General features: G+C 64.0%; 12 protein-coding genes. 7 read left to right on the forward strand and 5 right to left on the reverse strand.

The window, feature by feature from the left end; genetic code table 11:
• The first annotated feature begins 25 nt into the window (after positions 1–25).
• Together ycaC and RGV59_RS17930 are read left to right on the forward strand one after the other, a co-directional pair.
• Positions 26–643, forward strand: coding sequence for an isochorismate family cysteine hydrolase YcaC (gene ycaC / locus RGV59_RS17925; protein ID WP_046488519.1), 618 nt, complete (start codon positions 26–28; stop codon positions 641–643).
• A gap of 137 nt (positions 644–780) precedes the next feature.
• Positions 781–1,668: a LysR family transcriptional regulator gene (locus tag RGV59_RS17930; protein WP_102618576.1), complete on the forward strand. Its 888-nt coding sequence runs from the start codon at positions 781–783 to the stop codon at positions 1,666–1,668.
• Here RGV59_RS17930 and RGV59_RS17935 read toward each other — a convergent pair.
• Both RGV59_RS17935 and RGV59_RS17940 read right to left on the reverse strand, forming a co-directional pair.
• Entirely contained in the window at positions 1,655–2,692 is a 1,038-nt protein-coding gene (locus RGV59_RS17935) for an AraC family transcriptional regulator (RefSeq protein WP_126585982.1), read from the reverse strand. The two genes, RGV59_RS17930 and RGV59_RS17935, sit on opposite strands and share 14 nt — an antisense overlap.
• 1 nt (position 2,693) lies before the next feature.
• Positions 2,694–3,608 (reverse strand): GGDEF domain-containing protein, encoded by a 915-nt coding sequence (locus RGV59_RS17940; RefSeq protein ID WP_046383857.1) that lies wholly within the window; start codon positions 3,606–3,608, stop codon positions 2,694–2,696.
• Between the two features lie 379 nt (positions 3,609–3,987).
• On the opposite strand from RGV59_RS17940, the gene RGV59_RS17945 reads away from it, so the two are divergent.
• The 5 genes from RGV59_RS17945 (at position 3,988) to RGV59_RS17965 (ending at position 10,478) form a co-directional block, all read left to right on the forward strand.
• Positions 3,988–6,501: a TonB-dependent receptor gene (locus tag RGV59_RS17945; RefSeq protein ID WP_126585983.1), complete on the forward strand. Its 2,514-nt coding sequence runs from the start codon at positions 3,988–3,990 to the stop codon at positions 6,499–6,501.
• 144 nt (positions 6,502–6,645) lie between these two features.
• Positions 6,646–8,511, forward strand: coding sequence for a phytase (locus RGV59_RS17950; RefSeq protein WP_126585984.1), 1,866 nt, complete (start codon positions 6,646–6,648; stop codon positions 8,509–8,511).
• A 49-nt stretch (positions 8,512–8,560) separates the two neighbouring features.
• A complete protein-coding gene (tolQ, locus tag RGV59_RS17955) occupies positions 8,561–9,253 on the forward strand; it encodes a protein TolQ (protein ID WP_079443566.1) in 693 nt (230 codons plus the stop codon).
• Between the two features lie 14 nt (positions 9,254–9,267).
• Complete coding sequence (tolR, locus tag RGV59_RS17960) at positions 9,268–9,714, forward strand: protein TolR (protein WP_046383853.1); 447 nt, start codon at positions 9,268–9,270, stop codon at positions 9,712–9,714.
• Positions 9,711–10,478: an energy transducer TonB gene (locus tag RGV59_RS17965; RefSeq protein ID WP_126585986.1), complete on the forward strand. Its 768-nt coding sequence runs from the start codon at positions 9,711–9,713 to the stop codon at positions 10,476–10,478. Before tolR ends, RGV59_RS17965 begins: the two co-directional genes overlap by 4 nt.
• 99 nt (positions 10,479–10,577) lie before the next feature.
• Here RGV59_RS17965 and RGV59_RS17970 read toward each other — a convergent pair whose 3' ends face one another.
• The 3 genes from RGV59_RS17970 to RGV59_RS17980 all read right to left on the reverse strand — a co-directional run bounded on the left by RGV59_RS17970 (position 10,578) and on the right by RGV59_RS17980 (position 14,154).
• Complete coding sequence (locus RGV59_RS17970) at positions 10,578–11,756, reverse strand: acyl-CoA dehydrogenase family protein (protein ID WP_126585987.1); 1,179 nt, start codon at positions 11,754–11,756, stop codon at positions 10,578–10,580.
• A gap of 61 nt (positions 11,757–11,817) precedes the next feature.
• Positions 11,818–13,167: an LLM class flavin-dependent oxidoreductase gene (locus RGV59_RS17975; RefSeq protein ID WP_126585988.1), complete on the reverse strand. Its 1,350-nt coding sequence runs from the start codon at positions 13,165–13,167 to the stop codon at positions 11,818–11,820.
• Positions 13,168–13,179: 12 nt separating this feature from the next.
• Positions 13,180–14,154 carry an ABC transporter substrate-binding protein gene (locus RGV59_RS17980; protein ID WP_046488508.1) on the reverse strand — a complete coding sequence of 325 codons (975 nt, stop codon included), beginning with the start codon at positions 14,152–14,154 and terminating at the stop codon, positions 13,180–13,182.
• Positions 14,155–14,376: the final 222 nt, after the last annotated feature.

Genomic DNA, 14,376 nt, shown 5'->3' on the forward strand with positions numbered 1-14,376 from the left:
CCTAAACCCACAAAGGAGTTAACCCATGACTTACAAGCGCTTGAACAAAGATGACGCCGTGGTGCTGTTGGTGGATCACCAGACCGGCCTGATCTCCCTGGTGCAGGATTTCTCCCCCAACGAATTCAAGAACAACGTGCTGGCCCTGGCCGACGTGGCGAAGTTCTTCAACCTGCCGACCATCCTCACCACCAGCTTTGAAAGCGGCCCCAACGGCCCGCTGGTGCCCGAGCTCAAAGAACTGTTCCCGGACGCGCCGTACATCCCGCGCCCTGGCCAGATCAACGCCTGGGACAACGAAGACTTCGTCAAGGCGGTGAAGGCCACCGGCCGCAAGCAGATCATCATTGCCGGTGTGGTGACGGATGTGTGCGTAGCGTTCCCGACCCTGTGCGCTCTTTCCGAAGGCTTTGAGGTGTTCGTGGTCACCGACGCTTCCGGTACCTTCAACGAAACCGTGCAACAGGCTGCCTGGGCCCGTATGACCGCGGCCGGCGCGCAACTGGTGAACTGGTTCTCCGTGGCCTGCGAGCTGCAGGTTGACTGGCGCAACGACATGGAAGGCCTGGCCAACCTGCTGTCGCCGCGCATTCCCAACTACCGCAACCTGATGAACAGCTACTCGGCGTTCACCACCAAGTAACCCGACCTCGGGAATCTCGGTAATCCCCTGTGGGAGGGGGCAAGCCCCCTCCCACTTTTGATTGTGTTGGCACATTAGGTTTGTGGTGCAGCACCTGACAGGCTATAAATCAGCAAAATGTCCACCGAGACGCGACAATGAATCCCTTCGAAGACATGCGCCTGTTTTGCCAGGTCATGGAGTCCGGCAGTTTCACCGCCGCCGCCGAGCAATTGGGGCTGTCCAAGCAATTCGTCAGCCGCCGCCTGATCCAACTCGAAGACCGCCTCGGCGTGCGCCTGCTCAACCGCTCGACCCGCCGCCTGGATGTCACACCCCTGGGGCAGAGTTACTACGAATCGGCCTTGCGCCTGCTCAGCGAAGTCGAGCAAGTGGAGCAGGGCATTGCCGGGCAGAACAGCGAACCGCGCGGCACCATTCGCCTGAGTGCGCCGTTGTCGTTTGCCATGGCCCACCTGGGTTGCCTGCTGCCGCTGTTTTTGCAGCGCTATCGGCAGGTGTCGGTGGAAGTCGATCTGAGCGACCGCCCGGTGGACTTGATCGGCGAAGGCTACGATCTGGTGTTGCGCATCGGCATCCTCGAAGACTCCACCCTGATCGCCCGGCGTATCGCCAGCGTGCAGCGTGTGTACTGCGCCAGCCCCGAGTACCTTGCATTGCGTGGCACACCGCAGAAACCCGACGATCTGACCGACCACGATTGCCTGCCCTACGGCCACGGCCGCCAGGTGCAATGGCGGTTCCAGAGCAAAGGCAAGCCGCAGTCGCTGAACGTCAGCGGGCGCATGCGCGTCAATAATGGCGAGTTGCTGCGCGACGCCGCCATCGCCGGGTTGGGCGTCACCTACCTGCCGACCTTTATCGTCGCCGATGCCTTGGCGGACGGGCGCCTGGTGACGCTGTTGCAAGACTTCGCCCCCGAAGCCCTGACGCTGTCGGCGGTGTACCCGCAGCACCGGCAGAGTTCGAGGCCGGTGCAGGCGCTGGTGGAGTTCCTGCGCGAGCGCCTGGCTAACGGCTGTTGAACAGCTGACGGATCAGGTTCGGCGTGGTGCCTGTCCAGCGCTTGAACGAACGCCGGAAGTTCGCCGCATCGTTGAAGTTCAGGTACGCGGCCACTTCATCGTTGCTGAACCCCTTGACCTGATACAGGTGCAACGCGACGTGCTTGCGCACCCGATCCACCTGCTGCTGAAAGCCGGTGTCGTGCTTGTGCAGTTTGCGCTTGAGGGTCGCCGGGCTCATGGCGAACGCCTGGGCCGCCTGTTCCAGGCTGGGCGGCTGGCGCACCTGTTCGCGCAGGTAGTCGTAGAGGCAATCGAGAAAACTGTCGGCAAAACCGAGCTGTTCGATCTGCTCGCGGGCCTGCTGGCGCGCGACTTGGCCGGCGGTGGCGGACGCGCCGGGCCAGGCCATGACCAGGTATTCGCGCGGGATGCACATCATGTCCAGCGGGCGCGCGAAGCGCGTGTGTTCGCCCAGGTGAACCCAGTATTGTTCGACGTAATGCGGCTCGCCATGGCTGAAGCTGCATTGCCACGGCAGGCGCTGGCCGCTGAGCCAGCGGCTCATGGCGACCAGCGAGGTCATGCTGGCTTCCAGCAGGAACCGCCAGTGTTCGCCGGCGCCGCAGCTGTCCCGCCAGTACAGGTAGGCATGGTGTTCATCCCGCTCCAATTGCAGCGTCACCAGCGGGCTGAGCAGCACCTGTTGCTGGATCAGGATCTCCAGCGCCTGATCCAGATTCTGCGCGTGGCCCAGGGCATGGCTGGCGGCGCCGTAATAGCCGGGCAGCAGGCGTTGGCCAAACAGGAAGCTGCTCTCATCGGCAGCGAGCAGGCGCCGGCTGTTGCCGATCAATCCGAGAAACTGCTGCGGGCTCAGTTGTGCTGTACCGGCGAGGATGTCCTCGTGGAACAGCCCGGTGCCGCGCAACAGGCGATGGCTGTCGATGTCGCGGGACAAGGCCAGGTCGATCAACGTGGCGGGTTGGTAATGCCCTGGGATGAAGCGGCTGTCGGCCTCATACCAATGGGTTTTTACGGCCATTTCAGGCGCTTTTCGCAAGCGGTTGTTTGGCCCGGGCGAGCGTCAGGTTCAGGCGCTTGAGCAAGTCCTGGGGCGGCTCGTCCAGGGCCATCACCACGGCCGTGCTCGCCGCCAGTTGCAGGCGCTCGCCGTGTTGTCGCGTCTTGTGCGCCAGGCTGCGCACCGCTTGCTCCAACTCCAGCGCCAACGCCTGGGCCTGGCGCTCGCCGGTGTTGGGCAACACCACCACAAAGCGGTCGCCGGCCAGGCGGCAGAGTAAGTCCTGGCGGCGCAGATTGAGCAGTAGCACATGGCTGAGGGCCTGCAATACCGCATCGCCCTCGGCGTGGCCGTAGGCCTGGTTGATCGCAGTGAAATTGTCCAGGTCCAGAGCCAGCAGCGACAGCGGTTGTTGCTGGTCGCGGCTGTCTTGCAGGCTGTCGGCCAGTTGGCGCTTGAGGTAATCGGCGCCGCCCAGGGGCGTGAGTGTGTCGAACAACCGGTGCTCGCGAAACAGCCGCTCGCGTTTTTCCATTTGCGCGCTGATCGCCAGTTGTTCGCGGTGCCAGTGGTAGATGCCCAGGGTCAGCAGGATCATGCCCACCGGCATCGGCCCGGACTCCAGCCAGTGATCCCAAGTGATGCTGGCGGGCAGGCGAATGAATTCGTCGAGGCTGTCGATCCACCAGGAGAAAAAGATGCACGACAGGCCCAGTGCCAGGTAATTGGTGACGCGCCCGGCGGGGCGGCTTTTCAGCACCAGGCCCAGCCATACCAGGGCGAGCAGGGCGGAGCCGCCTTCGCCGATGATATCCAGCCATACCCACTCGCTGACGCTTTTGAGCTCGCCGCAGGCCAGGTGCAGGATCAGCCCAAGATTGGCCGCGAGCAGCAGCAGGGCGAGTTTCCAGCGGTGGGGTTTGAGCACGCAAAACATGGCCGCGAGTCCTCTGGCGAATGAGCGATGGGCGCCAGCACAGCAGATGGATGTGACGATTGGATGACGCTGGGGGAGGGTCGAATCAGCTCACCCCACACGCGATGAAAACCAACGGTGGGAGGGGGCTTGCCCCCGATTGCGGTGTGCCAGATGGCTTATCTATTGACTGACCCACCACTATCGGGGGCGAGCCCCCTCCCACCGTTGACCTCCAGAGGTCATTTCGGCTCATTCCACGTTGAGAACCAGGCAAAACTCCCGGTTTACGGGCCTTGCGGCCAACCCCTGTCACAGAACCGTCATCCCCCGGCCCTAGCGTGCCCTCCCAGTTGCCGGGCCTCTTGCCTGGCGCCAACGGACTCTTGGGGAGGACTTCATGTACAAGCGCACCGGGCTCGTCAGCTTTACGCTCACCGCCTTGGCCCTGGCGATGGCCAGCGAGCGGCTCCAGGCCGCCGACGCCACCCACACCGAGCACGTCGACGTGGTCGGCCAGGCGGCCGCCATCGACCAGGCGCTCAAGGAGCAGCGCTCCTCCGACAGCATCAAGAGCGTGGTGCATGCCGACGGCGTGGCGCAGTTGCCGGATGAAAACGTTGCCGAAGCCGCGCAGCGCCTGCCCGGCATCAGCGTCGAGCGCGACCAGGGCGAAGGGCGGTTCGTCAGCGTGCGCGGCCTCGGCCCGGACCTCAACAGCGTGACCATCAACGGCACCCTGGTGCCGTCGCCCGAAAGCGAACGTCGCGCCGTGGCCCTCGATGTGCTGCCCTCCGAGCTGGTGCAGTCGCTGTCGGTGATCAAGACCCTGACCCCGGACATGGACGCCAACTCCCTCGGCGGCACCGTCGATGTGAAGAGCCTGTCGGCGTTCGATCACAAAGGCCTGTTCTACACTGGCAGCACCGAGGCCAGCTACGACAAGAACACACGCCAGACCAGCCCGAAATTCTCCGGCGCGGCGAGCAACCGCTTCAGCCTCGGCGATGGTATCGACAACTTCGGCGTCGCCGCGGCCCTGAGCTGGCAGAAGCGCGACTTCGGCTCGGACAACGTCGAAACCGGCGGCGCCTGGGACTTCAGCCAGGGGGCCAAACTCAACAAGTTCGAACAGCGTGACTACGACATCAGCCGCGAACGCGCCGGCGGTGGCCTGAACTTCGACTACAAGCCCGATGACCTCAGCAGCTACTACCTGCGCACCCTCTACAGCCGCTACACCGACACCGAGACCCGCAACGCCGCCAGCCTCGAGTTTGCCGACCCCCAGGCCCCTGGCGAGCTGGGTGTGGCCGAGGGCAAGCGCAAGTTGAAGAACCGTGAGGAAACCCAGGAAATCCAGTCCTACGTGTTCGGCGGCGAACGCATGCTCGGCCTGTGGACCCTCAGCGGCCAGGCCGGCTACAGCCAATCCAGCGAAGACAGCCCGGCGCATATCGCCGGCGCCACCTTCGATGGCGGCGACTTTGCCGACAGCGGCTTCTACGACAAAGACAAACCGCGCCCGATCGTCGGCGCCGGCTTCTACGACGCGAGCAACTTCACCCTGGACAAGGTCGACTGGGAAAAACAGAACACCCAAGACACCGAGAAAAACCTGCGCCTGGACCTGGCCCGCGACTACGACCTGAGCGGCTACGCGTCCCAGATCAAGTTCGGCGGCAAGGTCAGCCGTCGGCACAAGGACAACGACCTGGAAGCCTGGGTCTACAAGAACTTCGACGACCTGGGCTTCACCGACGAACAACTCAACCTCACCCGGTTCCAGAAGGGCAGCGTCGACTACCGTTTCGGCAATTACGGCCCGGGTATCAGCGCGGGGAGTATCAAGCAGCTGATCGGCAGCCTCAACCGTGATGACTTCTATGACGAGACCGAATCCCGGGTCAACGACTTCACCATCCGCGAGGACATCAACGCCGGCTACCTGATGAACACCATCGACATCGACGACTGGCGTTTCATCGCGGGCATGCGCTACGAAGGCACCGAGTTCGAAGCCAAAGGCACCGGCGCCACCGACGGCCAGTTCAGCGCCACCGAGACCAAGCGGCGTTATCACCATTGGTTGCCGGGCCTGCATGCGCGTTACCAGATCGACAAGAACACCCAGGTGCGCGCGGCCTGGACCAAGTCCGTGGTGCGCCCGACCTTTGGCCAACTGGCGCCGGGGTTCGTGATCGACGATGACGAAGCCACCTTCGGCAACCCGGACCTCAAGCCCCTGGAGTCGAGCAACCTCGACCTGGGCATCGAGCACTTCATGGGCCGCGCAGGCACCGTGTCGGCGTTCGTGTTCTACAAAGACATCAAGCACTTTGTCTACAACACCGACGTGGCCGGCACCGGCGCCTGGACCAACTTCGCCGAGGCCCACACCTACGCCAACGGCGACAGCGCCAAGCTCTATGGCCTGGAACTGGCCTACTCACAAAAGTTCGACTGGCTGCCCGCGCCGTGGAACGGCCTGTTGGTCGGTGCCAACACCACGTTCAGCCGCTCCAGCGCCGATATCGAAGGCTTCGACGCGGCCAGCGGCGGCAACCGTACACGCAACATCAGCTTGCCCAACCAGTCGGACACTGTCGGCAACCTGATGCTCGGCTGGGAAAACGACAAGCTCAGCCTGCGCGTGTCGGCCAACTACAAATCGGCCTACCTGTATGAGTTGGCCTCGATCAACGACAAGGCCCACGACCTGCACGTCGACGCACAGACTTTTGTCGACTTCAGCGCACGCTACTCGCTGACCAAGAACCTGCAAGTCAGCTTCGAGGCGCAGAACCTCACCGACGAGTCGTACTTCGTCTACACCGGCCACCGCAGCTACAACGGCCAGTACGAAGAGTACGGCCCGACCTACAAGCTCGGCCTGACCTTCACCCATTTCTAACCACCACCTCGACCCGAGTGTGGGAGGGGGGTTGCTCCCGATAGCGGTGTGTCAGTCGCCGGATTTATCAGCCGAACCACTGCCATCGGGAGCAAACCCCCTCCCACATGGGTTGTTCATCGTTTTCGAAGGATTTGCCTGTTCATGAGATTTTCCAAGCTATACCTGCTGATGGCCCTGGCCACCTGCGGCCATGCGCTGGCCGCCGACCTGGCCCTGACGCGTTGGGCGCCGAACCTGAACGCCGAGGCGCTGGCCTTCCTGCCCAACGGCCCCGAACGCCTGGCCGCCAGCACCCGCGACGGCCTGATGCTGCTCGACGAAAAAGGCGCCGAACTGGCGCGTTTCAAGGGCAACTTCAGCAGCCTCGACAGCCGTGCCGCCGGTGCCCAGGTGCTGGTGGCGACCCTGGATAACCAACGCCAGCAGGCCATGCTGATCAGCCTGGATAGCGCCGGCAAACGCTGGGGCGCGCCGCTGTACCTGCCGACCCGCGACTATCCGGTCAACGGCGTGTGCCTGTATCGCGACTCGGCGGCCAACCTGTTTGTGTTCCTGGTGGGCGAAGAGGGCAAGGGCGAGCAATGGCTGGTGGGCAATGGCCCGACGTTGCTGGCCCGACCCCAGCGTGTGCGCGGCTTACCGCTGCCGCCGTCGGCGCAGTTCTGCCAGGTGGACGATGCGACCCATCAACTGGTGGTGAACGAAGAAAACGTCGGCTGGTGGGCCTACCCGGCGCACCCGGAAGCCGAGGTGAAACGCACCCCGGTGGCGCTGTTCGACAATCCCGGGCGCGCCGCCGGGGCCATGGCGCTGGTGCCGGGTGGGCTGGTCGCGCTTGATCCGAAGACCGCTCAACTGCAGCTGTTCCAGCAGGACGGCGAGCGCTGGGTGGCCCAGCCGAGCCTGCACCTGCCGGGTGTGAAGGAGGCGGAAAACCTGGCAATCAAAGGCCGGCAGCTGCTGCTGCGCGACGACGACAGCGGCAACCTCTATCAGGCCGAGTTGACGTGGCAGGCTACGCCCGTCGCGCCGCTGCCGGTGCTGCCGGAAGTCGCCGCCCAGCGCCAGACCGACCCGGTCGGGCGTCAAGGCGATGCGGCGGACGACCCGGCGATCTGGATTCACCCGCAACGACCGGCGCAGAGCCGCGTGCTCGGCACCAACAAAAAACAAGGCCTGCTGGCCTACGACCTCGACGGCAAGCTGTTGCAGGAACTGGCGGTGGGGCGCCTGAACAACGTCGATGTCCGCCCCAACTTCAAGCTCGGCCAACAGACCGTCGACCTCGCCGTGGCGAGCAATCGCGATCACAACAGCCTGAGCCTGTTCAGCATCGACCGTCAGAGCGGCGAGTTGCGCGAAGCCGGCGAAGTGCCGACGCCGCTCAAGGAGATCTACGGCATCTGTCTGTTCCAGCCGGCCAGCGGTGAACTGTACGCGATCGCCAACGGCAAGGACGGCACCTTCCTGCAATACCGTTTGAGCGCGCCGGCTGGCCGCGTGCAGGGCGAGTTGGTGCGCCAGTTCAAGGTCGACAGCCAACCCGAAGGCTGCGTCGCCGATGACCAGCGTCAGCGCCTGTTCATCGGTGAAGAAGATGTCGGCGTCTGGGCGGTGGACGCCCGAGCCGATCAGCCGGCGACGTTGACCAGCGTGATCAAGGTCGGCGCGCAACTGCACGCGGATGTCGAGGGCCTGGCGCTGTACCAGAGCGGCGCGCGCGATTACCTGGTGATCTCCAGCCAAGGCAATGACAGCTACCTGGTGGTGGATGCCGAACCGCCGTTCGCCGCCCACGGCGCCTTTCGCGTCGGTTTGAACGCTGAGGCCGGGATCGATGGGGCGTCGGAAACCGATGGCCTCGAAGTCACCGCCGTCAACCTCGGCGGGCCGTGGAGCCAAGGCATGCTGGTGGTGCAGGACGGGCGCAAGCGCATGCCCGAGCAAACCCAGAACTTCAAGTTCGTGCCCTGGCGCGATGTGACCCGCGCGCTGAAATTGCCGTAAGCCGTCATCACCCGGTCATCACTTTTTAATCGAATAGGAGTTCACCACCATGCACGCGACGATGGAACATATGACGATCTGGGGGTTGATCAGCGACGCCAGCCTGTTGGTCAAGGCGGTGATGGTCACGCTGCTGTTGGCGTCCTTGCTCAGTTGGTACTTGATTCTCCAGCGCGGCAGTGTGCTGCGGCGCCTGGAGCGCCAGTTGAACGGGTTTGTGCCGCGCTTTCGCGCGGCTCCGGACCTGCAAGCGCTGTACCGCGACACCGTGCAGGCGGGCGAGGGCGGCGTGGCGCCGATCTTTATCGCCGGGGTCGAGGAATACCAGCATCTGCACAGCCACGATCCGGCGGTGCTCGAAGGGGTGGAGCGCGCCTTGCAGGTGGCGATCACCGCGCAGGAAATCGAGTTGGAAAAGGGCCTGCAGTTTCTCGCCACCGTGGGTTCGGTAAGCCCGTACATCGGCCTGTTCGGCACGGTGTGGGGCATCATGAATTCCTTTCTCGGCTTGTCCCAGGTGCAACAAGCCACGCTGTCCACGGTGGCGCCGGGCATCGCCGAAGCCTTGATCGCCACGGCCATCGGCCTGTTTGCCGCCATCCCGGCGGTGATCGCCTACAACCGCTTTTCGGCGCGCAGCCAGACGCTGCTCACCCGCTACTACGCCTTCGGCAATGAACTGCAAGTGCGCCTGCATCGCAGCCTGAGCGGCATGCCGACCCACCTGGCCACGGCCGCCTGAACAGGAGCAAGCCCATGTTAACCAGGCCGCAACGCAAGCACGGGCCCAAGGCCGAGATGAACGTGGTGCCCTATATCGATGTGATGCTGGTGCTGCTGGTGATCTTTATGGTCACCGCACCGATGCTGACCCAGGGCGTGAAGATCGACCTGCCCAAGGTCGCCGCCGAGGCGCTGGCCACCGACACCCGCCAGCAGATCCTCACGCTGTCGGTAAAGGCCGACGGCAGTTACTACTGGAACCTCGGCGACGAGCTGGACACGCAGCACCAGACCGACAGCGCCGTGAGCCTGGAGGACATGGGCGCCAAGGTCATGCAAGTGGTGGCGGCGCGCAGTGATACCCAGGTCTATATCCGCGCTGACGAAGACGCCGGGTATGGGCGGGTGGTCGCGGCGATGGCGGTGTTGCAAAAGGGCGGCGTCAGCCACCTGGGGCTGGTGACCGAGGCCCCGCAATGACGGCGATGATCATGCACAGTCCGAGCCTGGTGATGGCGCCTCGGGATTGCAGCGGGTGGTGGCGCAAAGGCTTGGCGGCGAGCCTGGCCGTTGCGCTGCATGTGGGCGTAGTGGCCGGGCTGATGCTGAGCTGGTCACCGCAGAAGCCGATGGTGCAAGCGCCGCAGGTGATGCATACGCAACTGGTGATGCTGCCGCCGGCCCCGGCCCCCGTGGCTGAACCGCTGCCTGAAGCGCTGGCGCCGCCACCGCCGGAGCCCGTGGCGGTGCCGACGCCGGTGAAACCCACCCTCGACCCGCAGATCCAGGCGCAAAAACTGGAGAAAGCGGCCCTGGCGCGTAAGCGCGTCGAGCAAAAGCGCCTTGAACAGCAACAGGAACGCCAGGCCACCGAACAGCACAACCGCGAGCTGGAGCAACAACGGCTGAACCAGGCGCGGCTGGCCGCTGAAACCGCGCGGGTTGCCACACCTGCTCCAGCCCCGGCGTTCGACAGTCGCCAATACTTGCCGCTGAGCAAAGAAGCACCGCAGTACCCCGAACGCGCCCTGGACAAAAACATCGAAGGCGATTGCTCGGTGGAGTACACCGTCAACTCCCTGGGCCGCGTGGAAAACCCCAAGGTGCTGGACGGCTGTCATCCGCTGTTTATCCGGCCTTCATTGGCGGCGGCGAATACCTTCCGCTACCAGCCGAGGATCGTTGACGGCAAGGCGGTAGCGGTGCCGGCGGTGCGCAATACCTTTCACTACCGCATCAAATGAGATTGGCCAGCCGACACAAGGCCCCAGCCACATTTTTTAACCGAGGCAGGCGTTGGCCGAGCGCACCTCAGACGAGGATGCTCAGAGTGGTGCCCTTGTTCATGTGCGTTCCTTCTGTCGTTGGGCGAAGGCCGCCTTGCCGACGCCTTGCAGCACGGCATCGTTCTGCGGGGTGTGGACGCGGCTGCACAACACGTCGCGGTAGTGGCGCTGCAGCGGGCTGTGGCGGGACAGGCCGGGGTTGCCCGAGGCTTCGATCGCCAGCTCCACGGCGCGGATCGCGTTGCCGGTCACCAGGTACTTCAACTGCGCCGCATTGCCGGCCGGGGTATGCCCTTCGGCGGCGGCGTCGAGCAGGCTGCGGTTGGCAAACAGCAGGGTGTCGATATGCCCGACGGTTTCCTGGAAACGCGGCAATGTCGCCAGCGCGGCGCCGAGGTTGGACGGCTGGCGCGTTTGCAGCCAGTTCACCAGCCAATCGCGCGCGGCCTGGGCCACGGCGTCATACACCGACGACAGCAGCACTGACATCCACAGCAACCCCTCGGCATCCAGTTCCGGCTGCGGTGCGCTCCAGGGGCTGACGCTGACGGCGTGGTCGAGCGGCACCAGCACGTTGTCGAACACCATGTCATGGCTACAGGTAGCGCGCATGCCCAGGTGGTCCCAGCTGTCGATGATGCTTATGCCGGGGCTGTTTTTGGGGACCAGCCAGGCGCCTACCAGCGGGTCGGCATCGTCACTGCGCGCCCACACGCTGAACCAGCTCAGGCCGTGGCTGCCGGTGGAGTAGAGCTTGCGCCCGCTGATGCGCCAGCCTTCAGGGCTGCGCACTGCGGTGGTCGCCGGCAGGCCGCCGCGGGCGGGGGTGCCGAGGTCCGGCTCGACGCGCAGCGCGTTGATCAACGCACCGTGGCGTACCGCGTCTTCGGCGACTTTTACACGCAGGTGCGCGGGCCAGGTTTTGCTGTCTTGCAGGCGCGTGTGTTGCAGGTACTGCATCACCAGGATCAGCGCGGTAGAGGGTTCGCCCTTGGCAATCGCGCTGATGGCTTTGCGTGCCTGGGCCAGGCTGGCGCCGCCGCCACCGAGGGCCTTGGGCACGGTGAGGGCGAGCAGGCCGTGTTCATGCAGCCGTTTGAAATTGGCGTGGGGGAAGGCGCCGCTCTCGTCGAAAAGCTGAGCGCTGCCGGCCAGTTCGGCGCTGAGACGGTCGAGCAGGGCGTCGAAGTTGGCGACTTCCACGGCGCGCAAGGACGGTGGCGAGGATGACGTCATGATGCATGGACTCGGTCAGAAATCGGGGCGCGGGCTGGCTCCCCGATGTGGAGGGATCCGCTCATGCCAATGCCTCCTGCTGTGCTTCGACCTCGGCGGCGACGCTGTAGCGGTTGGCCGGTACGTCCAGGCCGAGGTTGTCGCGCAGGGTCTGGCCGCTGTATTCGCTGCGGAACAGGCCGCGCTGTTGCAGCAATGGCACCACCCGTTCGGTGAAGTATTGCAAGCCATCGGGCAGCACCGAATTGACGATGAAACCATCGCTGGCGCCGGTCTCGAACCAGGTCTGGATCGTATCGGCGACGTGCTCCGGGGTGCCGACAAAATCACGCTTGGGCCGCGAGAAATGCAAGGCCACTTCGCGCAGGGTCAGGCCTTTGTCCCGGGCCAGTTGCTTGATGTGGTCGGAGCCGCCTTTCTGGCTGTTGGAACCCAGCTCGCCCAGCTCGGGGAACGGTTCGTCCAACGGGTACTGGCTGAAGTCGTGGTCGTTGAACGGGCGACCGAGGGCGACAATCGCATCTTCCACGGTCACCAGGTCCACTGCCTGCTGATAGCGGCGTTCCACTTCGGCGGCGTCGCGGCCGACAATCGGGCGGATACCCGGCAGGATCGACAGGCTGTCGGCGTCGCGGCCGAAGCCTGTGGCGCGGCGTTTGAGGTCTTGGGTGTAGGCCAGGCCGTCTTCGATGCTGTCGACATGCACAAAGATCGCATCAGCATGCTCGGCGGCGAAGTTGCGCCCGTCCTCCGAGGTGCCCGCCTGGAAAATCGCTGGCTGGCCCTGGCGCGAACGGGCGATGTTGAGCGGGCCTTTCACCGAGAAAAACTCGCCCTGGTGATTCAGCGTGTGCAGCTTGTGCGGGGTGAAGAACTCACCGCTTTGCTTGTTGTAGGCAAAGGCGTCGTCTTCCCAGGAGTCCCACAACCCCTTGACCACATTCAGGTGTTCCCTGGCGATGCGATAGCGCACCGCATGCGGCGGGTGCTCGGCCTTGCCGAAGTTATCGGCGGTGCCGCTCAGCCACGAGGTGACCACGTTCCAGCCGGCGCGGCCGCCGCTGATGTGGTCCAGCGAGGCGAACTGGCGCACGACCTGGTAGGGCTCGGTGTAGCTGACGGTGACGGTGGCGACCAGGCCGATATGCGTGGTCAACGCGGCCAGGGCCGAGAGGATGGTCAGCGGTTCGAACCGGTTGAGGTAATGCGGGCTGGATTTGGCATGGATGTGCAGGCTGTCGGCGATGAACACGAAGTCGAACTTGGCGGTTTCGGCCAGTTCAGTCTGCTGCTTGTAGAACGCAAAATTCGTACTGGCATTCGGTTGCGCCTGTGGGTGGCGCCATTCGCCCCAGCCGTGGCCGACACCGTGGACCATGGCGCCGAGTTTCAATTGACGTGGCTTGCTCATGTTCTGCTCCTGTTAACGCGATGCTTGGTTTTGGGGGGCACGCTTGGCGTTAAAGCTCTTGTCGAAACCCTGCGACACGTCGATGTGCCGGGGTAGCAGGCCTTCTTGTTGGTAGGTGTCGGCGGTCGCTTGCAGGCCGCTGATCACGGCGTCGTCAATCAGCACCGGGGTCAGGTGGGTTTCTTTGGCCACGGCCACATGCACAGCCAGCGGCAGCCCGGTGATTTTGCTCTGGGCGGCGGCGTACTCGTTGGGGTGCGTATTGGCCCAGGCGTAGGCGCGGTCGACGCGTGCGACAAAGTCGTCGAGCTGCGCGCGTTTTTCGCTGATGGCCTGGCTGGTTGCCGCGAGGTACAGGTGGTTGCTCAACAGCGTGTTGCCGCTGGCCACGATCCGCGCCTGGCTTTGTGAGGTGACCACAGTGGTGTAGGGGTCCCAGGTCGACCAGGCATCGGCGCTGCCATTGTCCAGCACCAGGCGCGATTCGCTGGGCAGCAGGAAAATGAACTGCACGTCCTGGGTGGTCAGGCCGGCGCTGGCCAGGGCCTTGATCGCCAGGTAATGCCCGATGGAGCCTCGGCCTGTCACGATGCGCTTGCCTTTGAGGTCCGCCACGGTCTTGATGGGTGAGTCCTTCGGCACCAGCAGGGCGGTGGTGCTACGCCCGTCGGCGTGGATGATGCTGACCACCTTGAGCGCCGCACCGGCACCGAGGGCGAACACATACGGTGCATCGCCCAACGCACCGATATCCACGGCGCCGGCATTCAAGGCTTCACCCAGCGGCGAGGCGGACGGGAATTCCGCCCACTGGATTTCATAGGGCACATTCTTGGCTTCGCCGGAGACTTCCAGCAGCGCCTTGATCGTCGATTTCTGATTGGCCACCCGCAGCGGTTGCAGGTCGGCGGCATGGGCGCCGGTGCTCAGGCCGAAGGCCAGTGCGGTGCCCAGGAGCAGGCGTTTGAACGGGGAGGCAAAGACCATGGGATACAGGCTCCAGGCAGATCAAGAAAGGGTTCGGCTACCTCCGCCTGGAGAAGGGGTCGGTGAGGGGTTAACGTTATTCCCATAAAAACCTGCTGTGAAGTTCTTTTTGGTTATATGGTAATTATTAAAATAACTGATTATATGGTTTATGATTATTCCTTTGATGCATTTAGTTTGGCTGCTGATTCGGAGTATTCCTACGAGCGCATCGGAAAGTCT

The sequence above is a fragment of the Pseudomonas sp. FG1 genome (assembly GCF_034313875.1).
Classification (GTDB): domain Bacteria; phylum Pseudomonadota; class Gammaproteobacteria; order Pseudomonadales; family Pseudomonadaceae; genus Aquipseudomonas; species Aquipseudomonas veronii.

Excerpts from the sequence above, each read along its gene's own strand:
- ycaC (WP_046488519.1), top strand. The coding sequence starts at position 26 with ATGACTTACAAGCGCTTGAACAAAGATGACGCCGTGGTGCTGTTGGTG.
- RGV59_RS17930 (WP_102618576.1), top strand. The coding sequence starts at position 781 with ATGAATCCCTTCGAAGACATGCGCCTGTTTTGCCAGGTCATGGAGTCC.
- RGV59_RS17935 (WP_126585982.1), bottom strand. The coding sequence starts at position 2,692 with ATGGCCGTAAAAACCCATTGGTATGAGGCCGACAGCCGCTTCATCCCA.
- RGV59_RS17940 (WP_046383857.1), bottom strand. The coding sequence starts at position 3,608 with ATGTTTTGCGTGCTCAAACCCCACCGCTGGAAACTCGCCCTGCTGCTG.
- RGV59_RS17945 (WP_126585983.1), top strand. The coding sequence starts at position 3,988 with ATGTACAAGCGCACCGGGCTCGTCAGCTTTACGCTCACCGCCTTGGCC.
- RGV59_RS17950 (WP_126585984.1), top strand. The coding sequence starts at position 6,646 with ATGAGATTTTCCAAGCTATACCTGCTGATGGCCCTGGCCACCTGCGGC.
- tolQ (WP_079443566.1), top strand. The coding sequence starts at position 8,561 with ATGCACGCGACGATGGAACATATGACGATCTGGGGGTTGATCAGCGAC.
- tolR (WP_046383853.1), top strand. The coding sequence starts at position 9,268 with ATGTTAACCAGGCCGCAACGCAAGCACGGGCCCAAGGCCGAGATGAAC.
- RGV59_RS17965 (WP_126585986.1), top strand. The coding sequence starts at position 9,711 with ATGACGGCGATGATCATGCACAGTCCGAGCCTGGTGATGGCGCCTCGG.
- RGV59_RS17970 (WP_126585987.1), bottom strand. The coding sequence starts at position 11,756 with ATGACGTCATCCTCGCCACCGTCCTTGCGCGCCGTGGAAGTCGCCAAC.
- RGV59_RS17975 (WP_126585988.1), bottom strand. The coding sequence starts at position 13,167 with ATGAGCAAGCCACGTCAATTGAAACTCGGCGCCATGGTCCACGGTGTC.
- RGV59_RS17980 (WP_046488508.1), bottom strand. The coding sequence starts at position 14,154 with ATGGTCTTTGCCTCCCCGTTCAAACGCCTGCTCCTGGGCACCGCACTG.